Annotated in this window: 16 protein-coding genes; 14 read left to right on the top strand and 2 right to left on the bottom strand. The window is 71.1% G+C overall.

Annotated features, from left to right (window positions below; translation table 11 throughout):
- Positions 1–81 precede the first annotated feature (81 nt).
- From ACFV1W_RS32250 to ACFV1W_RS32230, 5 genes are all read left to right on the top strand, one after another.
- Entirely contained in the window at positions 82–384 is a 303-nt protein-coding gene (locus tag ACFV1W_RS32250; protein WP_030289898.1) for a WXG100 family type VII secretion target, read from the top strand.
- A gap of 98 nt (positions 385–482) precedes the next feature.
- Positions 483–776 (top strand): WXG100 family type VII secretion target, encoded by a 294-nt coding sequence (locus tag ACFV1W_RS32245; RefSeq protein WP_380420799.1) that lies wholly within the window; start codon positions 483–485, stop codon positions 774–776.
- Between the two features lie 106 nt (positions 777–882).
- Positions 883–2,109: a type VII secretion-associated serine protease mycosin gene (mycP, locus tag ACFV1W_RS32240; RefSeq protein WP_380420798.1), complete on the top strand. Its 1,227-nt coding sequence runs from the start codon at positions 883–885 to the stop codon at positions 2,107–2,109.
- 97 nt (positions 2,110–2,206) lie between these two features.
- Positions 2,207–2,740, top strand: coding sequence for a SigE family RNA polymerase sigma factor (locus tag ACFV1W_RS32235; RefSeq protein WP_380420797.1), 534 nt, complete (start codon positions 2,207–2,209; stop codon positions 2,738–2,740).
- A 126-nt stretch (positions 2,741–2,866) separates the two neighbouring features.
- Positions 2,867–4,126 carry a hypothetical protein gene (locus ACFV1W_RS32230; protein ID WP_380420796.1) on the top strand — a complete coding sequence of 420 codons (1,260 nt, stop codon included), beginning with the start codon at positions 2,867–2,869 and terminating at the stop codon, positions 4,124–4,126.
- 81 nt (positions 4,127–4,207) lie between these two features.
- Here ACFV1W_RS32230 and ACFV1W_RS32225 read toward each other — a convergent pair whose 3' ends face one another.
- The gene (locus tag ACFV1W_RS32225; protein WP_380420795.1) at positions 4,208–5,608 is read right to left on the bottom strand and encodes an APC family permease; all 1,401 of its coding nucleotides are present in this window, start codon (positions 5,606–5,608) and stop codon (positions 4,208–4,210) included.
- A 480-nt stretch (positions 5,609–6,088) separates the two neighbouring features.
- The gene (gene eccCa / locus ACFV1W_RS32220) at positions 6,089–10,033 is read right to left on the bottom strand and encodes a type VII secretion protein EccCa (protein ID WP_380420794.1); all 3,945 of its coding nucleotides are present in this window, start codon (positions 10,031–10,033) and stop codon (positions 6,089–6,091) included.
- 428 nt (positions 10,034–10,461) lie between these two features.
- On the opposite strand from eccCa, the gene eccD reads away from it, so the two are divergent.
- The 9 genes from eccD to ACFV1W_RS32175 all read left to right on the top strand — a co-directional run bounded on the left by eccD (position 10,462) and on the right by ACFV1W_RS32175 (position 21,473).
- On the top strand, positions 10,462–11,922 hold the full coding sequence (eccD, locus tag ACFV1W_RS32215; RefSeq protein WP_380420793.1) for a type VII secretion integral membrane protein EccD: 1,461 nt from the start codon (positions 10,462–10,464) through the stop codon (positions 11,920–11,922).
- Positions 11,923–12,108: 186 nt separating this feature from the next.
- On the top strand, positions 12,109–12,399 hold the full coding sequence (gene rpsO, locus ACFV1W_RS32210) for a 30S ribosomal protein S15 (RefSeq protein ID WP_030289909.1): 291 nt from the start codon (positions 12,109–12,111) through the stop codon (positions 12,397–12,399).
- A 455-nt stretch (positions 12,400–12,854) separates the two neighbouring features.
- The gene (locus tag ACFV1W_RS32205) at positions 12,855–15,062 is read left to right on the top strand and encodes a polyribonucleotide nucleotidyltransferase (protein ID WP_030289910.1); all 2,208 of its coding nucleotides are present in this window, start codon (positions 12,855–12,857) and stop codon (positions 15,060–15,062) included.
- 117 nt (positions 15,063–15,179) lie between these two features.
- Positions 15,180–16,532 (top strand): M16 family metallopeptidase, encoded by a 1,353-nt coding sequence (locus ACFV1W_RS32200; protein ID WP_380420792.1) that lies wholly within the window; start codon positions 15,180–15,182, stop codon positions 16,530–16,532.
- A 32-nt stretch (positions 16,533–16,564) separates the two neighbouring features.
- Positions 16,565–17,311 carry a 4-hydroxy-tetrahydrodipicolinate reductase gene (gene dapB / locus ACFV1W_RS32195; RefSeq protein WP_380420791.1) on the top strand — a complete coding sequence of 249 codons (747 nt, stop codon included), beginning with the start codon at positions 16,565–16,567 and terminating at the stop codon, positions 17,309–17,311.
- A gap of 7 nt (positions 17,312–17,318) precedes the next feature.
- Positions 17,319–17,777, top strand: a complete 459-nt coding sequence (locus ACFV1W_RS32190) for a hypothetical protein (RefSeq protein ID WP_380420790.1) — start codon at positions 17,319–17,321, stop codon at positions 17,775–17,777.
- Positions 17,774–18,505, top strand: a complete 732-nt coding sequence (thyX, locus tag ACFV1W_RS32185; RefSeq protein WP_355211070.1) for an FAD-dependent thymidylate synthase — start codon at positions 17,774–17,776, stop codon at positions 18,503–18,505. Before ACFV1W_RS32190 ends, thyX begins: the two co-directional genes overlap by 4 nt.
- Before the next feature lie 214 nt (positions 18,506–18,719).
- The gene (dapA, locus tag ACFV1W_RS32180; RefSeq protein ID WP_380420789.1) at positions 18,720–19,619 is read left to right on the top strand and encodes a 4-hydroxy-tetrahydrodipicolinate synthase; all 900 of its coding nucleotides are present in this window, start codon (positions 18,720–18,722) and stop codon (positions 19,617–19,619) included.
- Positions 19,620–19,787: 168 nt separating this feature from the next.
- Entirely contained in the window at positions 19,788–21,473 is a 1,686-nt protein-coding gene (locus ACFV1W_RS32175; RefSeq protein ID WP_380420788.1) for a ribonuclease J, read from the top strand.
- The last annotated feature ends 282 nt before the right edge of the window (positions 21,474–21,755 follow it).

The following is a 21,755-nucleotide window of genomic DNA, read 5'->3' as shown; positions in this document are numbered from 1 at the left end:
CGACATCACACGGGTGATGCGGCGGCAGGACCCTGGGGCCCTCCGCACACACAATGTTTGTCTCATGGGGGATGGTGGAGCATGAGTGACGGCCAGTTCACGGTGACCGCACAGGAGATGATGGACTTCGCCGGCAAGATCGAGACGGCGATCGGCCAGATCGAGCAGGAGCGCTCCGCGCTCCAGACCACGGTCGACAACATCACCGGCGGCTGGAAGGGCCAGGCGGCCGACGCCTACAAGTCCCTGCAGACCCAGGTCAACGAGGACGTCAAGAAGCTGAAGGAATCGCTGACCGCGATCAAGCACGCGATCGAGCTGACCACCAAGCACTACGCGAGCGCCGAAGAGGAGCAGAAGTCGCTGTTCGGCCCGCAGGGCTGATCGTCGAAGCGCTGATCACCACTCTGTTCCGACCGTCCGCCCGCCGGGGTGCCCGCGGCTGAGCGCCGGGTGCTCCGCATCCTCGTCAAGGAGACATTGTGTCCGACCACATTCTCGTCAACTTCCAGACCCTGCACCAGGCGTCGCAGGACGTGCAGAACTCGGCCAACAAGATCGAGCAGATGCTGTCCGACCTGCGCAAGGAGGTCGTCAAGATCTCCCAGGGCTGGCAGGGCCAGGCCCAGCAGGGCTACAACGCCCAGCAGGCCAAGTGGGACAACTCCGCCCAGGACCTGAAGGACACCTGCGCCAAGATCTCCAGCTCGCTGGAGAGCGCCGCGCAGAGCTACCAGCAGACCGAGAAGAAGAACGCCGGTCTCTGGCAGGCCTGATCGACCGTTCCCGGACGGGAACGACAGGGGCGGGTACCCGGGCTTCCGGGCACCCGCCCTTCGGCGCGTGGTGCGGCACGGGGTGGAGAACATGAGGGGTGGCAGGGTGTCCGGACGCCGGTTCCGTAGGACGGCCGCGGCGCTGGCCGCGCTCGTGGTGCTGGGCGGTCCGCTGACCGCCCCGGCGTACGCGGACGGGCCCGGGCTGGCCTCCGCCGGTGACTGCCCCAGGCCCGCGCCCGACGTGCAGACCGTTCCGTGGTCCCTCCAGCGGCTGCTGCTGGACGAGCTGTGGCAGGGCGGGGCGACCACCGGCAAGGACGTGTCCGTCGCCGTCATCGACACCGGGGTGGACGACAAGAACCCACAGCTGGCCGGCAAAGTGGAGGCGGGCACCAGCCTGCTGTTCGACAAGCAGAACAACAAGCTGGTCGACGGCCCCTCCACGAACGACACGGTCGGCCACGGCACTAAGGTGGCCGGCATCATCGCCGCGAGCCGCAGCGACCGGACCGGCTTCGTCGGGCTGGCCCCCGACGCCAAGATCTACGCGATCCGGCAGAACGACAGCGAGGGCAACGGCGACGTATCCACCCTGGCCAAGGCCATCAACGAGGCGGCCGACCACGCCAGGGTCATCAACATCTCGCAGGACGTGCGCGGTGCGGGCGACGCTCAGTTCGGCGGCTACGCGGACCTCAAGGCCGCGATCGAGCGGGCCGAGCAGAAGAGGGTCGTGGTGGTCGCCTCCAGCGGCAACGACGGCAAGGAGGGCGACACCTACCCGGGCGCCTTCCCGACCGTGCTGTCCGTGGGCGCCTCCGACCGCAACAACGAGCGCGCGCCGTTCTCCCAGTACGGCTCCTTCGTGAAGGTCGCCGCGCCCGGCGTCGAGATGCTCTCCACGGTGCCCGGCGGCGGCCAGTGCGTGGACAACGGCACCAGCTTCGCCGCCCCGTACGTCGCCGGACTCGCCGCCCTGCTGGTCGGCGCCCACCCCGACTGGACGCCGGCCCAGGTGCGGGCCTGGATCGAGCAGACCGCCCAGCGCACCGAGCGCGGCCCCAACGAGTTCATCGGCTGGGGCGTGGTGGACCCGGTGAAGGCCGTCACCAAGGCGCCCAAGAGTCCGCCCTCCGAGCCCGCCCCGGACGCCCCGGTGCAGCTGGCCTCCGCCCCGATCGTGCCGGCGCCGGTCGGCCTCGGCGAGACCCAGGCCGACCGGGACGGCCGCACCGCCACGTACGTGGTCGGCGCGGGCGCGCTGCTGGTGGCCCTGCTGATCGGCGGGGGCGTCGTGCTGCGCGACCACCGCCGCAAGTCCGCCGGCTGAAAAACCCGCGGAACGCCTGTAACACCGGCGCCCGCCCACCGCATCCATCAGGTGTCAGGGGCACACGGGCACGGGGGAGCGGCGGGCGATGGGGTGAATGAGGGGTGGCCGGGAGGCCAAGGACGCCGAGTTCCTGGAGCTCGTCTCCAGCCGCACCGGCCACCTCTACCGCTCGGCCTGCCTGCTCACCAGCGGCGACACCCACTACGCCGAGGACCTCGTGCAGGAGGCCCTCAGCCGGATGTACGTGCTCTGGCGGCGCAGCGCCTTCACCGGCGGCCGGAACCGGATCGAGAACCCGGCGGCCTACACCCACACGGTGATGGTGCGTACCTTCGTCGCCCAGCAGCGCCGCCGTTCCAGCGGCGAGCGCCCGACCGAGACCCTGCCGGAGCGGGAGGGGCACGACGCGGACAGCACTCTGCGGCTGACCCTGCTCGACGCGCTCGGGCAGATGTCGGCGAAGGACCGGGCCGTGCTGGTGCTGCGCTACTGGGAGGACCGCAGCGTCGAGGAGACCGCCGAGGTGCTGCGGCTGTCCTCCGGCGCGGTCCGGACCAGGACCACCCGGGCGCTGGCCCGGCTGCGCAACCTGCTCGGCGACTCGCTGGCCGAACTGGCCGCCCGCTGACGTCCTCCGCACCCCCGCCGAGGTCCGCCGCACCCCGCGCTGACGTTCCGCACCCCGCGCTGACGTTCCGCACCACCCGCTGACCACATCAGGCACTTCCGCGACGCAAGGAGACGGTGATCCGCCATGTCCGAGCCGGACAGGTTCGAAGACGATCTTCTTTACGCCCTCACCCGCACGGGTGAGGGTTTCCGCCCCGACCAGGCCGACCAGCCGGGGATGGTCGTGGGCGGGTACCAGCGCGGCCGCCGCCGCTGGCGCCACCGCTCGGCCGCCGCGGTGGTGGGCGGTGCCGCCGCGCTGGCCCTGGTGGGCACCGGGGCGGTGTACCTGACCGGGTCCGCCCCGCCGTCCGGTGCGGGCACGGTGGCCGCGGCCCCCACCGCCTCCACCGGGGTCGGGACCGGCCTGACCCCGGCCTCCGCCGGCGCGGGCACCCCGACCCCCACCGCCGCCGCGGCGGTCACCGGCGACGAGGTGCTGTCCACCTTCAAGGCCCTGCTGCCCAAGGGCGGGATCACCGAGGCCAGCGGCCGCGGCACCGACGACCCCCAGACCAAGGGCACCTTCGCGAGCGCCGAGCTGGTGTTCGACGACGGCGCCGGCAAGTCGCTCCTCATGGTCGGCGTCCAGAAGCACCGCCCGGGCCAGAGCCAGGACCGGTCATGCCCGGAGCTCAAGCCCGGCGAACTCGACGCCTGCTCGGTCACCACCCTGGCGGACGGCTCCAAGCTGTACCTCAGCGAGGGCTACGAGTACCCGGACCACCGCGCCGACACCAAGGAGTGGATGGCGTCGCTGACCGGGCCCGACGGCCGGGAGATCACCCTCAGCGAGTGGAACTCGCCGCAGGAGAAGGGCGCGCCCGACAGCCGTCCCAACCCGCCGCTCACCCTGGACCAGCTCAAGGCGATCGTGACCGACAAGTCCTGGGACAGGATCGTCGCGGCGGTCAAGCCCGACGGCGTCGACTACGCGGCGCAGAGCACCGGGCTGTCCCTGCAGGACCGGCAGGCGACCCTCGCCGGCCTGCTGCCCGCCGGGGTGACCGTCACCAAGATCGACGGCAACGAGGTCTTCGCGAACGTCCAGCTCAGCCAGGCGGGCACCGGCGGATCGCTGGTCCTGCGGGTGCAGAAGCTGGTGCAGCAGTCGGGCGACAAGAGCACGGAGAAGCTGTTCGAGGGCGCGACCGTGCTGCCCGACGGCGGCCGGCTCAAGCTCTACGGCCCGGGGACGTCCGACGCCAAGGCGATGCCGATGGCCGACGTCCTGCGGGGCGACCTGCGCGTCCAGGTGGCCCAGGGGCCGACCGGCAAGCCGCTGCTCAGCCTGGACCAGCTGAAGGCGATCGCCACCAGCACGGCGTGGAAGCTCAAGAAGTAGCGGTCACGGACGTGGCGGTGCCCCGGGCTCGGGGGAGGGCCCGGGGCACCGCCGTGTGGGGGTGGGTGGGGGATCGGGGGGTCAGTCCCGCTGGTCCTCGGGGAGGCTGATCACCCAGCGGGTGGCCTGCCGGGGGCGCAGGTAGAACAGCCAGTAGAGGGTGGCGGCGGCGGTGATGCCGCCGGTCCACAGCAGCGGCTCCGCGTCCAGCTGGGTCATGACGTAGACCAGGACGACGATCAGCAGCACCGGGACGGCCGGCCACAGCGGCATCCGCCAGGCGGCGGCGTGCTTGTGGTGGCCGCGGCGGGAGAGCAGCGAGGCGACGGCGACCAGCAGGTACATCGCGGTGACGGCGACCCCGGTGATGTTGCTGAGCAGCTCGCCCTTGACGAAGCAGAGCGCGGCGCCGGGCAGGCCGACGGCCAGGGTCGCGATCCACGGGGAGCCGAAGCGGCCGAGGGTGCCGAAGGCCTTGTTGACCGGCTCGGGCCAGGCCTTGTCACGGGCGGAGGCGAACAGCACCCGGGAGTTCTGGATGACCATGACGATGCCGGCGTTGATGATGGCCAGCGCGATGCAGAGGCTGATGAAGGTGCCGACCGCGGAGTTGCTCCACGCGGTGACCATGCCGGAGATGTCGCCGGAGGTCAGGCTCTGCAGGTCGGGGGCGCCCATGGTGATGGCGGCGACCGGGACCAGGATGATGGCGCTGGAGAGGCCGAGGGTCCACAGCACGGTGCGGGAGACGGTGCGGCGGGGGTTCTCCAGTTCCTCGGACAGGTAGACGGCCGTGGAGAAGCCCTGGGTGGCGAACAGGGCGATGCCGAGCGCGCCGATGATGGCGCCGATGCCGACCGGGCTGGCGGCACCGCCGTCGGTGGAGACCAGGCCGTGCAGCAGGCTCGGGTGGTGGGCGTTGGTGTGGGCGAAGCCGAGCACCGAGACCACGCCGGCCGCGATGACCTCCAGGACCAGGAAGATGCCGGTGATCCAGGCGTTGGCACGCAGGTCGAGCAGGCCGGCCAGGGTGGCGGCCAGCATCACGGCGGCGCCGGCGATCGGCTTGTCGACGTGCAGGACGGGCGCCAGGTAGTCAGCGGTCCCGAGGGCGATGACCGAGGGGACGATCATCACCACGATGAGCGACTGGATGAAGACCAGCCAGCCCGCGAGCCGCCCGGCCAGGGTGCCGACCATCGCGTACTCGCCGCCGGCGCTGGGGATCAGGGTGCCGAGCTCGGAGTAGCAGAAGGCGACCGCGATGCAGAGGACCGAGCCGATGGCGATGGCCAGGGCGGTGGCGCTGCCGATGCTGGAGAACAGCTCGGGCACGATCACGAAGAGCGTCGAGGCCGGGGTGACGCAGGACAGTGTGAGCAGGGTGCCGCCCACGACGCCGATGGAGCGCTTGAGCTGCTGGGGCGCGACCCCGTCCGCCGTGGCGGCTACGTTCTGTGGCGGGCGAAGCGTGTCGGTCATCTGGATTCCGATCGGCTCTGTGCGGTCCTGGGACGGGAGCGGTATCGCCTCCGCTGGCTGGTTGCTCGGGTCTTATCCGGTCGCTCCCGGGCCGCAATGGAACCGTGGGCGTATTGACTGCGTCAACGCCGGAACTGCTTCGGAATCCGTTGCGGCGATCGGCATAAACATGCGATCCGATGATCACTTACGGTCATGGCGCTGTTTGTCCGACTTGTTACTTTGGCTACATCGGGCATGAATCAAAGGTGAATTTGGCGTTGCGTGCCACTATTCAAAGGCTGCGGTTCGGCCGGGAGGTGACACGCCAGGTGCCATCGGGTCGTACGGCAACCGCCCGGGTGGGTACGGGAACCGCAGCCCCGGCCCGGAAAGATGTAGGTAACGTTTCAGCACCTGGGACGCCGAAGGGGTCGGACTCCGTCGAGCCCGACCCCTTCGATCACCGTCCGTAGTGAACGGCCCGCTCGCGCGGCCCCGTCACTGCACCGGCAGCCAGCCCGTCTGGACCATCTGCCCGTTGGTCGCGCGGCGTGAGACGTAGATCCCGCGGCCCGGCGGCAGCGCCTGCGGCTTGACCGTTCCCAGCAGCGCGCCCTCGTCCCGGTTGCCGGAGAGGATGACGCCCTGCCCGCCCAGCTCGCGCATCCGCTGCATCACCGGCTCGTACATCGAGCGCCCGGCGCCACCCGCGCTGCGGGCCACGATCACCCGCAGGCCGATGTCCCGGGCGAACGGCAGGAACTCGGCCAGCGGCGCCAGCGGGTTGCCCGAGCTGGTCGCGACCAGCTCGTAGTCGTCGACGATCACGAACATGTCCTTGCCGCTGTACCAGCTGCGGTTGCGCAGTTGCTCGGCGGTCACGTCCGGGCCGGGCAGGCGCCGGGCGCAGGCCCCGCGCAGCATGTCCACGACGGCGGCCATGGACGGCTGGGCGGCCGCGTACTCCACCAGGTACTCCTGCGGCACGGTGCCCAGCAGCGCGCGCCGGTAGTCGCCGACCACGATGCCCGCCTGGTCCGGGGTGTAGCGCTCGGTGATCTGCTTGACCAGCATGCGCAGCAGTGCCGACTTCCCGGACTCGGTGTCACCGAAGACGATGAACAGCGGGTCGGTCTCGAAGTTGACGAACACCGGCGCGAGCTCGGCCTCGTCCACGCCGAAGCACAGGCCGCGCTCCGGGTGCTCGAAGCCCTTCGGCAGCGAGTTGCCGTCCAGGACGGCCGGCAGCATCCGGACCTGCGGGGCGCGCGGGCCGGTCCAGGCCCCGTCGACCGCGGTGACCAGCCCGGCCACGCCGTCCTGCAGGTCTTCCACCGAGGAGGAGCCGTCCAGCCGGGGCAGCCCGCCCAGGAAGTGCAGCCGCTCCGCGGTGATGCCGCGCCCGGCCAGCGGCGGGACGTTCTGTGCCACCCGGCGGTCCACCTCGGACTCCATCGCGTCACCGAGCTTCAGCTCGACGCGGTTCTGCAGCAGGTCCTTCAGCGCCGGGCGCACCTCGGCGTACCGGGCCGCGGTGATCACCAGGTGGACGCCGTAGCCGAGGCCGCGCTGGGCGATGTCGCCGATCACCGGCTCCAACCCCTCGAACTCCTGCTTGAAGGTGTTCCAGCCGTCGATCATCAGGAAGACGTCGCCGAAGGCCTCGTCCGGCAGCTGCCCGGCCGCCCGGCGGGCCCGGTACGTCGCGATGGTGTCGATGCCGGTCGCCCGGAACAGCTCCTCGCGCCGGTTCATCACGCTGTGCACCTCGGAGACCATCCGGCGCACCTTGTCCACGTCCAGGCGCCCGGCCACCCCGCCGACGTGCGGCAGGCCGGTCAGCGACTGGAAGCTGCCCGCGCCGAAGTCCAGCAGGTAGAACTGCACCTCGCGCGGGGTGTGGGTGAGGCCGAAGGCGGCCGTCATGGTGCGCAGCACGGTCGACTTGCCCGAGCGGGGGCCGCCCACGATCAGGCCGTGGCCGGCCGCCCCGGAGAAGTCGACCTCCAGGATGTCGGTCTTCTGCTCGCGCGGCTTGTCCACGATGCCGATCGGCGCCCGCAGCCGGCCGCCCGGATAGCCGGGCGCGGTCAGCCCGCGCTCCGGGACGACCTGCAGCGGCGGCAGCAGGTGGTCGATGCTCGGCGCCTCGTCCAGCGGCGGCAGCCACACCTGGTGCGCGGCCGGGCCCTGGCCGGCCATCCGCTGGACGAACACGTCCAGCACGGTGTCCACCAGCGCGTCGTCCTGCTCCGGCGCCTGCGGCGCCTCCTCCTCCACCGGCTCCGGCGGCAGGTCGACGAACGCCGAGGTGAACAGGACCGGCTGGGCGTTCACCCGCCGTCCGCCGGTCGACCGCTGCTGGCCCGGCGCCCGGTACGGCCCCGAGACGTAGGCGGCCTTGAACCGGTCCATCACGTCCTCGCCGAACTTCAGGTAGCCGACGCCCGGCACCGGCGGCAGGTGGTAGGCGTCCGGCACGCCGATCGCCGCCCGCGACTCGGCCGCCGAGAAGGTGCGCAGACCGATCCGGTACGAGAGGTAGGTGTCCAGGCCGCGCAGCTTGCCCTCCTCCAGGCGCTGCGAGGCCAGCAGCAGGTGCACGCCCAGGGAGCGGCCGATCCGGCCGATCTGGATGAACATCTCGATGAAGTCGGGCTTGGCGGTGAGGAGTTCGGAGAACTCGTCGATGATCAGTACCAGTGAGGGCAGCGGGTCCAGTGCCGCGCCGGCCGCCCGGGCCCGCTCGTACTCGTGGATGTTGGCGTAGTTGCCGGAGCGGTGCAGCAGCTCCTGGCGGCGGTGCAGCTCGCCCTCGATCGCGTCGCGCATGCGGTCGACCAGGGTGAGCTCGCCCTCCAGGTTGGTGATCACCGCGGAGGTGTGCGGCATGTCCGCCATGCCGAGGAAGGTCGCGCCGCCCTTGAAGTCGGCGAGCACGAAGTTCAGCGTCTCCGAGGAGTGGGTCATCGCCAGCGCGAGCACCAGCGTGCGCAGCAGCTCCGACTTGCCGGAACCGGTCGCGCCCACGCACAGGCCGTGCGGGCCCATGCCCTCCAGCGCGGCCTCCTTGATGTCCAGGTAGACGTGCTCGCCGTTGGCACCGACGCCGATCGGCACCCGCATCCGCTCGTGCTGGGCGCGCGGTCGCCAGCTGCGGGCCACGTCGAAGGAGCCCGGGTCGCCCGAGTTCATCATGTCGGTGAAGTCCAGGTTGGACAGCAGCGGCTCGTCGTCCCCGCCGGCCGAGGCCCGGTACGGCGCCAACTGCCGCGCCAGCGCCTCGGACTGCCACAGCGAGAGCAGGTCCGGCTTGCCGGCGTACGTCGCCCCCGAGGCCGAACGCAGCACCAGCTCCTGCGGGCTGACCGTCACCATCAGGTGCCCGCTCGGCTCGTCCACCTCGCCCGGGACGACCTCGATGACGGTCACCCCCTGCACGCCCTCGGGCCCGGCCAGCACCGAGTCGTGGGGCACCCCGGCGCCGTCCATGATGACCACCAGGTGCGGCTGGTCCGCCGCGGGCGCCGCGTCCCGGACGAAGCGCTGGCGGCCGGACAGCTCGTCCTGCAGCAGGTACTCCAGGTCGCCCAGGTCGTGGGCGCTCAGCCGGCGCGAGCCCGCGCCGTCCGCCTCCTTGCGGTGCTGGTTGTGCGGCAGCCACTTGGTCCAGTCCCACTCCTCCGCCGCACCGGGCGCCGCGGCGACCGCGACCAGCAGGTCGTCCGGCGAGTGGAGGGTGGTCAGCTGGGCGATCATCGCGCGCACGTTGCCGTACACCGAGTCCGGGTCCCCGCACACCGTGATGTGGTAGAACGCCCGCAGCGAGACCGCCAACGGCAGGTCCTGCAGGGTGCCGTGGGCCTTCAGGAAGGAGTGCATCGCGGCCGCCGACAGCGGCTCCAGCTCGTCCATGGGCGCGGTCTGCGGCGCCACCAGCGGGGTGGACAGCTGCACCGGCCCGAGGCCCACCCGGATCTGCGCGAAGTCGCCGTCCCCCGTCCGCCGCTCCCACAGCCGCCGGCCGTCCTCGACGATCGACCACAGCTGGTCCGGCGCCGGATTCAGGAACAGCAGCGCGCCGCGCTGGCTCTCCGCCGTACGGCGCACCTGGCGGCGGGTCTGCTGCAGGTACTTGAGGTAGTCGCGCCGTTCGTCCGCCATCGCGGTCGAACCGCCCTTGCGGGCCCGGACGATCTGGGCCAGGACCATGCCGACCGTCGAGACGATCATCAGACCGCCCATGATCTTCATCGGGGCGGCCGCGCCCGGCGAGAAGAAGAACACCGCCGAACCGCCCATGCCGAGCATCGGCAGGATGCTCATCAGCCAGTCCTCGCCGCCCTGCCGGGGCAGCTCGGGCGGACTGACCAGCTCCACCGGCTCGTCCGGCACCGTCGGCGGGTACGCCCTGGCCGGTCGCTTGACCATGATCACACCCATGCGTCATCCACCCCGCGGCGTCGATCGATCACTTCGGCATCAGCCCTCACGCGACTGCGCCCGCTCCGGTACGGGTTCACGAGACTGAGGACGCCCCACACAGCGCAGCCCCCGTACCACCGTGCGCAGGCGCCGATCCTACATAGGGGCGTGTCCGCCCCCGTCGCCCCCGCACCGCCCGCCGGGCCCGCCACCGCAGCGGCGCCGGGCACGAACCGAGCGGGTAGGGTAACGCCGCGCCAACTCGCGGCCCGGCCGGGCCGGTTCCGCGGCCAGACCGCGCGCCGCGTCCCGCGGCACCGTCAACCACAGGGGGAGCGCCGAAGTGCGTCGAAGGATCGAGGTGCGGCAATGAGCGAGCGGAGCGAGCTCGTGATCGAAACGTGCGTGGGGACGAGTGCCCCTGCCGGGCGCGGCGAGGCGGGCGCATGAGTGCCACCGCCGCCACGGGCTACTGCCGGGTGACCGTCGTCGCCCCGGACCGCCGGATCGACGTCGCCCTGCCCGAGGACGTCGCACTCGCCGACGTCTACCCCGAGGTGCTGCGCCTGGCCAACCAGACCCAGCCCGACGGCACCCCCACCGGCTTCCACCTGGTCCGCCGCGACGGCACCGTGCTCGACAGCAGCCTGTCGCTGGCCGCCCAGCAGGTCCGCGACGGCGACCTGCTGGCACTGCGCCCGTTCGCCGAGTCCCTGCCGCCAGCCGTCTACGACGACGTCGCCGACGCCATCGCCAGCGCCGTCGAGGCCGACCGCCGGTTCTGGACCGTCGACCTCATGCGCGGCTTCGGCCTGATCGGCACCGGGGTGCTGCTCACGCTGCTCGGCTTCGCGCTCTGGTTCTCCGACCTGCGCCACGACATGCACAGCCTGCCCGGCGTACTGGCCGGCGTCGCCGCCGTCGTGCTCACCGCGCTCGCCGGGGTCCGCGCCCGGGTCTACGGGGACGCGCCCGCCGCCGTCGCCCTCGGCCTCGGGGCCCTGCCGCACGCCATGATCGCCGGCAGCGGCGTCATCGCCGTCGCCCACAAGTGGGACGGCCCCGGCCGGCTGCAGTTCCTGACCGGCTGCGTCACCGTCCTGGTGATCGCCGTGCTGCTCGCCGGACTGCTGCCTACGATGGACGCGGTGTTCGTCGCCGCCGCCTTCGTCGCCGCCGCCGGCGCGCTCGCCACCTTCGCCGCCGTGCTGATGCCGGACACCGCGGCCGGGAACATCGCCGCCGTCACCGGAGTCGCCGCCGTCGCCGCGATCGGCTTCCTGCCCAGCCTCTCCGCCCGCTTCGCCCGGCTGCCGGTCGGCTTCAGCGCCCCCGGCCAGACCCGCACCCGCAGCCGCGACTACGACGAGGAGGCCGAGCGCGCCGAGGCCGTCCAGTACGAGCGGATCGCCCACCAGGCCCGCCGCGGCCACGAGGTGCTGGTCGGCCTGGTCGGCGGCTGCGCCGCGGTCGTGGTCGGCGCCTGCGCGGTCCTCTCCTTCACCGACCGGACCTTCCCCGAACTGCTCGCGCTCGCCCTGGGCATCGCCACCATGCTGCGCGCCCGGCTCTTCCGCTACACCGCGCAGGTCCTCAGCCTCACCGTGGCCGGCCTGCTCGGCCTGAGCCTGCTGATCGTCGGGCTGTCCCTGCACACCCCGCAGTTCATCCTGCGCACCGCCGGCTCCGGCACCGACCTGGACCTGCGCACCATCTGGCTGGCCGCCTCCATCGCCTTCGGCGCGGCGCTGCTCACCGCGATCGCCCTGGTGGTGCCCCGGCTCGGCGTCTCCCCGTTCTGGGGGCGCATCCTGGACCTGGTCGACAGCCTCACCCTGATCTCGCTGGTCCCGCTGGCGCTCGCCGTGCTGAACATCTACCGGCTGGTCCGCGGCGCCACCGGCTGACCCCCGGCCGCCCGCCGCCCACCCGCCGACCGGCCGGGTGGGCGGCACTGGTACGCTTGGCCTTCGAGCGCAGCCGTGTGTCCGCCCCCAGGGGCAGCCGACCGCCGGCCGCACTCACGACACCGAGTTCTCGCAGAGTCCTGTGCTGTCGACCAGGACCGCTCGGTAGACCTTGAAGGAGTTGCAGTGGCTCTCGCCTCTGACGTCAAGAAGCAGATCATCGCCGAGTTCGGCCAGAAGGAGGGCGACACCGGCTCCCCCGAGGTCCAGGTCGCCATGCTCTCCCGTCGCATCTCGGACCTGACCGAGCACCTCAAGTTCCACAAGCACGACCACCACTCGCGCCGTGGCCTGCTGATCCTGGTCGGCCAGCGCCGCCGCCTCCTGCAGTACCTGGCCAAGAAGGACATCGAGCGCTTCCGTACGCTCGTCGACCGCCTGGGCATCCGCCGCGGTGCCGCCGGCGGCGCCCGCTAAGCTCGCCGCTCGGGGCGGCTCCCCACACCGGGGAGCCGCCCCTCGCGCGTATGCCGCGGCGCTTCGGCCGCGGCACCCTGGCATAACAACTCGCGCGCACCTCCCCAGGTGGCCGAGGATTGCACCGTAGGGTTGTGGGCATGCCGGGTGATGGCGCAGCAGCGCGCCACCCGGGCAGCGAGCCCGAACCCCCCGCGGGACGAAGGCTTCAAACGGAAGCCGCCCGCATCCGAGAGAGCGTCCAGACGCGGACCGCCCGTCCCGGCCCGGCAGCCGTGAGGCGCCGGTCCTCGGTAGTGGCCCCCGGAACCCCCGCAGCAGAGCGGGGCACCCCGGAGGCTTCGATCGAAGACCGGCCCGACTGCCGCCCTCCCTGGCGGGAGGGCCCCAGGGCCAATACCAGGCAGTGCGCGGGGACGCTCTCCCGGAGACGTACGAAAGAGGAGATCTTCCAGGTGGAAGAGAACGTGTTCTACGCCGAGGCCGTGATCGACAACGGTTCCTTCGGCACCCGTACCATCCGCTTCGAGACCGGCCGTCTGGCCCGTCAGGCCGCCGGCTCCGCCGTGGCCTACCTGGACGACGACACCATGGTGCTGTCGGCCACCAGCGCGTCCAAGCAGCCGAAGGAGCACTTCGACTTCTTCCCGCTGACCGTGGACGTCGAGGAGCGGATGTACGCCGCCGGCCGCATCCCCGGCTCGTTCTTCCGTCGTGAGGGCCGGCCCTCCGAGGACGCGATCCTCACCTGCCGCCTGATCGACCGCCCGCTGCGCCCGTCCTTCGTCAAGGGCCTGCGCAACGAGGTCCAGGTCGTCTGCACCGTGATGGCGCTCAACCCCGACCACCTGTACGACGTGGTCGCCATCAACGCCGCCTCCGCCTCCACCCAGCTGGCGGGCCTGCCGTTCTCCGGCCCCATCGGCGGCGTGCGCGTCGCCCTGATCAAGGGCCAGTGGGTCGCCTTCCCGACCCACAGCGAACTGGAGTCGGCCGTCTTCGACATGGTCGTCGCCGGTCGCGTCCTGCCGGACGGCGACGTCGCGATCATGATGGTCGAGGCCGAGGCCACCGACAAGACCATCAAGCTGGTCGAGGGCGGCGCCGAGGCGCCGACCGAGGAGGTCGTCGCCTCCGGCCTGGAGGCCGCCAAGCCGTTCATCAAGGTGCTGTGCGCCGCGCAGTCGCAGCTGGCCGCCCAGGCCGCCAAGCCGACCGCCGAGTTCCCGGTCTTCCTGGACTACCAGGACGACGTCCTCGCCGCGCTGACCGCCGCCGTCAAGGACGAGCTCGCCCAGGCCCTGACCATCCCGGGCAAGCAGGAGCGCAACAACGAGCTGGACCGCGTCAAGGCCGTCGCGGCCGAGAAGCTGCTCCCCGAGTTCGAGGGCCGCGAGAAGGAGATCAGCGCCGCCTACAACGCGCTGACCAAGAAGATCGTCCGCGAGCGCGTCATCAAGGACAAGGTCCGCATCGACGGCCGCGGCGTCACCGACATCCGCACCCTGGCCGCCGAGGTCGAGGCCATCCCGCGCGTCCACGGCTCGGCGCTGTTCGAGCGCGGCGAGACCCAGATCCTGGGTGTCACCACGCTGAACATGCTCCGGATGGAGCAGCAGCTCGACACGCTCTCCCCGGAGACGCGTCGCCGCTACATGCACAACTACAACTTCCCGCCGTACTCGGTCGGCGAGACCGGCCGCGTGGGCTCGCCCAAGCGCCGCGAGATCGGCCACGGCGCCCTGGCCGAGCGCGCCATCCTGCCGGTCCTGCCGACCCGCGAGGAGTTCCCGTACGCCATCCGCCAGGTCTCCGAGGCGCTCGGCTCCAACGGCTCCACCTCGATGGGCTCGGTCTGCGCCTCGACCATGTCGCTGCTGAACGCCGGTGTGCCGCTGAAGGCCGCCGTCGCCGGCATCGCCATGGGCCTGATCTCCCAGGAGATCGACGGTGAGACCCACTACGTCGCGCTGACCGACATCCTGGGCGCCGAGGACGCGTACGGCGACATGGACTTCAAGGTCGCCGGTACCCGCAACTTCATCACCGCGCTGCAGCTGGACACCAAGCTCAACGGCATCCCGGCCTCCGTGCTGGCCGCCGCGCTGAAGCAGGCCCGCGACGCCCGCCTGCACATCCTCGACGTGATGAACGAGGCCATCGACTCGCCCGACGAGATGTCCCCGAACGCGCCGCGCATCATCACCATCAAGATCCCGGTGGACAAGATCGGCGAGGTCATCGGCCCCAAGGGCAAGATGATCAACCAGATCCAGGAGGACACCGGCGCCGAGATCACGATCGAGGACGACGGCACCATCTACATCGGTGCCGCCGACGGCCCGGCCGCCGAGGCCGCCCGCACCACGATCAACCAGATCGCCAACCCGACCATGCCGGAGGTCGGCGAGCGCTACCTGGGCACCGTGGTCAAGACCACGACGTTCGGCGCGTTCGTCTCGCTCATGCCGGGCAAGGACGGTCTGCTGCACATCTCGCAGATCCGCAAGCTGGCCGGCGGCAAGCGCGTGGAGAACGTCGAGGACGTCCTCGGCGTCGGTGCCAAGGTGCAGGTCGAGATCGCCGAGATCGACCCGCGCGGCAAGCTCTCCCTGATCCCGGTCATCGAGGGCGAGGAAGCCGGCGAGGCCGCTTCCGAGTGAAGCGCCGCTAGCTGACCCTTGCGGCCCGTACGCCTCCCGGCGTGCGGGCCGCACCCCGTTGTCCACGCTTTCGTCCGTACGTGCATCGCGCGTGCGTTTCCTCTGGAGGTACCCACCGTGGCCCAGGCCCCGGCGGTAAAGCAGCGTCCCGGCAGCACCCGGACCCTGCTCAAGGGCGTCGACGGCGCCGGCACGGTGCGCCGCTCCGTCCTGCCCGGCGGCCTGCGGGTCGTCACCGAGACCCTGCCGACGGTGCGCTCCGCGACCTTCGGCATCTGGGTCGGCGTCGGCTCGCGGGACGAGACCCCGCAGCTCAACGGCGCGACCCACTACCTGGAGCACCTGCTCTTCAAGGGCACCGAGCGGCGCAGCGCGCTGGACATCTCGGCGGCCCTGGACGCGGTCGGCGGCGAGATGAACGCCTTCACCGCGAAGGAGAACACCTGCTACTACGCCCGGGTCCTGGACACCGACCTGCCGCTGGCCATCGACGTGGTCTGCGACATGCTCACCGGCTCGCTGATCCGCCCCGAGGACGTCGACGCCGAACGCGGCGTGATCCTCGAAGAGATGGCGATGGCCGAGGACGACCCGGGCGACGTGGTCCACGACCTGTTCGCCAAGGTGATCTACGGCAGCGGCCCGCTCGGCCGCCCCATCCTCGGCACCCAGGAGACCATCAAGGCGCTCACCCGGGACCAGATCGCCGGCTTCTACCACCGCCGCTACCGCCCGGAGAACCTGGTCGTCGCCGCGGCCGGCAACCTCGACCACCGCAAGGTGGTCAAGCAGGTCGAGCGGGCCTTCGCCCCGGTGCTGGCCCGCTCCACCGCGGCGCCCTCCGAGGCCCGCCGCGGCCTCAAGGCGCTGCGCACGGCTGGCAAGGTGGAGGTGCTCAACCGCTCCACCGAGCAGGCCCACCTGGTGCTGGGCGTGCCCGGGGTGCCCCGGCACGACGAGCGCCGCTGGGCGATGGGCGTGCTCAACGCGGCCCTGGGCGGCGGGATGAGCTCCCGGCTGTTCCAGGAGGTCCGGGAGAAGCGCGGCCTGGCGTACTCGGTCTACTCGTACTCCTCCTCCTACGCGGACAGCGGCCTGTTCGGCATCTACGCCGGCTGCCAGCCCAAGCGGGTCGAGGAGGTGCTGCGGATCTGCCGCGAGGAGCTGGCCAAGGTGGTCGCCGAGGGCATCACCGAGGAGGAGCTGCAGCGCGCGATCGGGCAGATCTCCGGCTCCACCGTGCTCGGCATGGAGGACACCGGCTCGCTGATGAACCGGATCGGCAAGGCCGAACTCAGTTACGGGCACCACCTGTCGGTGGACGACATGCTGGAGCGGATCGCGGCGGTGACCCTGGAGGACGTCCACGAGGTGGCCCGTGATGTGCTGGGCGCGTACCGGCCGTCGCTGGCGCTGATCGGTCCGGTCAACGACAAGCGGGCCGCCAAGCTCGCCGATCTGCTGGTGTGAGACCCGAGACTGCTGGTGAGAGGACTTTCGCTATGACGCTGCGTGTCGCCGTGATCGGCGCCAAGGGGCGGATCGGCTCGGAGGCGGTCAAGGCCGTCGAGGCCGCGCCGGACCTGGAGCTGGTCGCCGCCCTCGGGCGCGGCTCGAAGCTGGAGGAACTGACCGAGGCCGGGGCCCAGGTCGTCGTCGAACTGACCCACCCGGACTCGGTGATGGGCAACCTCGACTTCTGCGTCCACAACGGCATCCACGTGGTCACCGGCACCACCGGCTGGACGGACGAGCGGCTCACCACCGTCCGCGGCTGGCTGGCGGAGGCCCCGGACCTGGGCCTGCTGATCGCCCCGAACTTCTCCATCGGCGCGATCCTCGGCATGAAGTTCTCGCAGGTCGCGGCGAAGTACTTCGAGTCGGTCGAGGTGGTCGAACTCCACCACGACCGCAAGGCTGACGCCCCCAGCGGCACCGCCACCCGCACCGCCCAGCTGATCGCCGCCGCCCGGGCCGAGGCCGGCCGCCCGAAGCAGCAGGACCCGACCACCCACAGCCTGCCCGGCGCGCGCGGCGCCGACGTGGACGGGGTGCCGGTGCACGCCGTTCGGCTGCGCGGCCTGCTCGCCCACCAGCAGGTGATGTTCGGCGACACCGGCGAGACGCTCACCATCCGGCACGACTCGCTGCACCACAGCAGCTTCATGCCGGGGATCCTGCTGGGCGTGCGGAAGGTCGTCGAGACCCCGGGGCTGACCTTCGGCCTCGAACACTTCCTGGACCTGTGAGACCCTCATGACCTCCCGTACCGGTTTCTTCGTCCTGTCCGGCGTGCTGCTGCTGGTCGCCCTGCTCTGCGTGGGGGAGGGCGTCCAGCTGATCGCCACCGGCAAGCCGCTCGGCGTCGGCATCGGCCTGTGTGCCTTCGTGATCCCGCTGATCGGCGTCTGGTTCCTGCGCCAGACCGTCCGCTTCGGCCGGGCCAGCGAGCAGCTCGCCCGGGAGCTGGATGCCGAGGGCGGCCTTCCGGTGGACGAGCTGGAGCGCACCACCGGCGGGCGGATCGACCGGGCCTCGGCCGACGCGGTCTTCGCCCGCCGGCAGACCGAGGCGGAGGCCGCGCCGGGCGACTGGCGGGTCTGGTTCCGCCTCGCCGTGGCCTACGCCGACGCCGGCGACACCCCGCGCGCCCGCAAGACCATGCAGCACGCCATCAAGCTGCACAGCACCGAACCCGCAAGGAGTAACGCGTGAGCGACGAACCGACGGCCCCCAGCTTCCGCAGCGACGTGACGGTGGAGCTGGTCCGCAGCGCCGCCGCGGACTCGGACGTCATCTGGTCGGCCCGGGTGTCGACCGCGGGGGAGCAGTCCCTGGAGGCGCTGCAGCAGGACCCGGAGAAGTCCCGGGGACTGATCAACTTCCTGATGCGCGACCGGCACGGCACGCCGTTCGAGCACAACTCGATGACCTTCTTCATCAGCGCGCCGATCTTCGTTTTCCGCGAGTTCCACCGGCACCGCAGCGGCTGGTCGTACAACGAGGAGTCCGGCCGCTACCGCGAGCTGGAGCCGGTCTTCTACGTCCCCTCCGAGGACCGCAAGCTGGTCCAGCAGGGCCGCCCGGGCAAGTACGAGTTCCACGAGGGCACGCCCGAGCAGCACAGGACCACCACCGAGGCGATGGAGGCCGCGTACCGCGAGTCCTACGCCCGCTACCAGGAGATGCTGGCGGCCGGCGTGGCCCGCGAGGTGGCCCGCGCGGTGCTGCCGGTCGGCCTGTTCTCCTCGATGTACGCGACCTGCAACGCGCGCTCGCTGATGCACTTCCTCTCGCTGCGCACCCGGCGGGAGAACTCGGCGGTGCCGTCCTTCCCGCAGCGCGAGATCGAGATGGTCGCCGAGCAGATGGAGGAGCAGTGGGCGCAGCTCATGCCGCTCACCCATGCGGCCTTCGAGAAGCACGGCCGAGTCGCCCCCTGACCTGGGGCAACAGGCATATGGGCAGTGTGCCTGGCATGTCTGGATTGCGGCTTTTCTAGCCGCTCCCTACATTCGTGACCACGGATTCCGGTGCTGCCTGAACCCCCGAGCGGGCAGCACCGGAGTCCCACCTCCCACCCCCCGCCTGCTCCACCTGTCCGAACCATGGACCGGCATGGGTACCGCCCCACCGCCTACGAGTAGTTTTGGACGCATGGCTCCGACCTCCACCCCCCAGACGCCGTTCGGCCGGGTGCTGACCGCGATGGTCACCCCGTTCACCGCCGACGGCGCACTCGACCTCGACGGCGCCCAGCGCCTCGCCACGCACCTCGTCGACTCCGGGAACGACGGCCTCGTCGTCAACGGCACCACCGGTGAGTCACCGACCACCAGCGACGCCGAGAAGGCCCAGCTCGTCCGCGCCGTGGTGGAGGCGGTCGGGGATCGCGCCCACGTGGTGGCCGGGGTCGGCACCAACGACACCCACCACAGCGTCGAGCTGGCCCGGCAGGCGGAGGCCGCCGGGGCGCACGGGCTGCTGGTCGTCACGCCGTACTACAACAAGCCCCCGCAGGAGGGCCTGTACCGGCACTTCACGCAGGTCGCCGACGCGACCGGGCTGCCGGTCATGGCCTACGACATCCCGGGCCGCAGCGGGGTCGCGCTGAGCCACGAGACCCTGGTCCGCCTGGGCGAGCACCCGCGGATCGTCGCCAACAAGGACGCCAAGGGCGACCTGGGCGCCGCGGCCTGGGCGATCGCCCGCTCCGACCTCGCCTGGTACTCCGGCGACGACGTCCTCAACCTGCCGCTGCTGTCCGTCGGAGCCGTCGGCGTGGTCAGCGTCGTCGGGCACGTGGTGGCCGGTGAGCTGAAGTCGATGATCGAGGCCTACCTGGGGGGCGATGTGGCCAAGGCCACCGCGATCCACCAGGGCCTGCTGCCGGTGTTCACCGGTATGTTCCGCACTCAGGGCGCGATCCTCACCAAGGCCGCGCTGGACCTCCAGGGCCTGCCGGCCGGGCCGCTGCGGCTGCCGCTGGTCGGTGCGACGCCCGAGGAGATCGACCGATTGAAGCAGGATCTCGCCGCCGGCGGGGTACACCTCTAGCAGACACAGACGTGCGCGCCCCGGCTCGCCGGACCCCCGGGTCCGCCGCTGGACCGGACCGAAGGCGCGAGAGCACCGACCCAGTAGGAAAACGACACTGAGTACGCACGCCATATGTCTCCAGGGGGAGGACCCCGGGCATGTGGCGTGCGTCGTGAGGAGAGTCTTTTGAGCCACCCGCATCCCGAACTCGGCGCGCCCCCGGCCCTGAAGGAGGGCGCCCTCCGCATCACCCCGCTCGGCGGCCTCGGCGAGATCGGCCGCAACATGACGGTCTTCGAGTACGGGGACCGCATCCTGATCGTCGACTGCGGCGTCCTCTTCCCCGAGGACGAGCAGCCGGGTGTGGACCTGATCCTCCCGGACTTCAGCTACATCCGGGACCGCCTCGACAAGATCGACGGCATCGTCCTGACCCACGGGCACGAGGACCACATCGGGGCCGTGCCCTTCCTCCTCCGGGAGAACCCGGACATCCCGCTGATCGGTTCGAAGCTGACCCTCGCCCTGATCGAGGCCAAGCTCGCCGAGCACCGCATCCGGCCGTACGTGCTGGAGGTGAAGGAGGGCCAGCGCGAGCGCATCGGCCCCTTCGACTGCGAGTTCATCGCGGTCAACCACTCCATCCCGGACGCCCTGGCCGTGGCCGTCCGCACCCCCGCCGGCATGGTCGTGGCCACCGGTGACTTCAAGATGGACCAGCTGCCGCTGGACGGCCGCCTGACCGACCTGCCGACCTTCGCCAAGCTGGCCGAGGAGGGCATGGACCTGCTGCTGGTGGACTCCACCAACGCCGAGGTCCCCGGCTTCATCCCGCACGAGCGGGACATCTCGGCGGCCCTGCGGAACGTCTTCGCCAACGCCGACCGGCGCATCATCGTCGCCTCCTTCGCCAGCCACGTGCACCGCATCCAGCAGGTGCTGGACGCCGCCCACGAGTACGGCCGCAAGGTCGCCTTCGTCGGCCGCTCGATGGTCCGCAACATGGGCATCGCCCGCGACCTCGGCTACCTGAAGGTCCCCGGCAACCTGATCGTGGACGTCAAGCAGCTGGACGACCTCCCGGAGAAGGAGGTCGTGCTGATCTGCACCGGCTCGCAGGGCGAGCCGATGGCGGCGCTGTCCCGGATGGCCAACCGCGACCACCAGATCCGCATCGTCGAGGGCGACACCGTCGTCCTGGCCTCCTCGCTCATCCCGGGCAACGAGAACGCCGTCTACCGCGTGATCAACGGCCTGACCCGCTGGGGCGCCAAGGTCGTGCACAAGGGCAACGCCAAGGTGCACGTCTCCGGCCACGCCTCGGCCGGTGAGCTGCTGTACTTCTTCAACATCTGCAAGCCGCGCAACCTGATGCCGGTCCACGGCGAGTGGCGCCACCTGCGGGCCGCCGCCGAGCTGGGCATCGCGACCGGCGTGCCGCGCAACCGCGTGGTCATCGCCGAGGACGGCGTCTGCGTCGACCTGGAGAAGGGTGTCGCCCGGATCGTCGGCAAGGTGCAGGCCGGCTACGTCTACGTGGACGGCGCCTCGGTCGGCGACATCACCGAGGCCTCGCTCAAGGACCGCAGGATCCTGGGCGAGGAGGGCTTCATCTCGGTCTTCGTCGCGGTCGACTCGACCAACGGCAAGATCGTCGGCGGTCCGAGCATCCAGGCCCGCGGCTCCGGCATCGAGGACAACGCCTTCGTACCGGTCGTCGCCAAGCTCCAGGAGGCCCTGGACCGCTCGGCGAGTGACGGCGTGCTGGAGCCCCGCCAGGTGCAGCAGCTGGTCCGTCGGACCATCGGCAAGTGGGTCGCGGACAACTACCGCCGTCGGCCGATGATCCTGCCGGTCGTCGTCGAGGTCTGACCGCCGCCGCTGGTTTGACGTGGGGCGATCCGGTGCGTAGTGTTCTCCGGGTTGCCCCACGGGACGAGCCCCAAGGAAGTCCTCGAATGCGAATGCGAATTCGAGAACGACCGGGAAAACGGACCGAGAAACTCTGATAGAGTTCGGGAGCGCCGAAAGGCGGAAGCCAAATCGGATGAATGAAACTCCGGAAAACGGAGCGGAAAACGTCTGATAAGCTGGAAACACGAAAGAACGAAGCGCCCGGAGGGCCCGCTGGAAGGCGGTCCGAAGGAAGTGTCC

Origin of the sequence: Kitasatospora sp. NPDC059648, assembly GCF_042734825.1 — a bacterium.
In the GTDB taxonomy this organism is placed as follows: domain Bacteria; phylum Actinomycetota; class Actinomycetes; order Streptomycetales; family Streptomycetaceae; genus Kitasatospora.
Note: the sequence above shows the minus strand (reverse complement) of the source record. Positions and strands in the feature narration are given on the sequence as shown.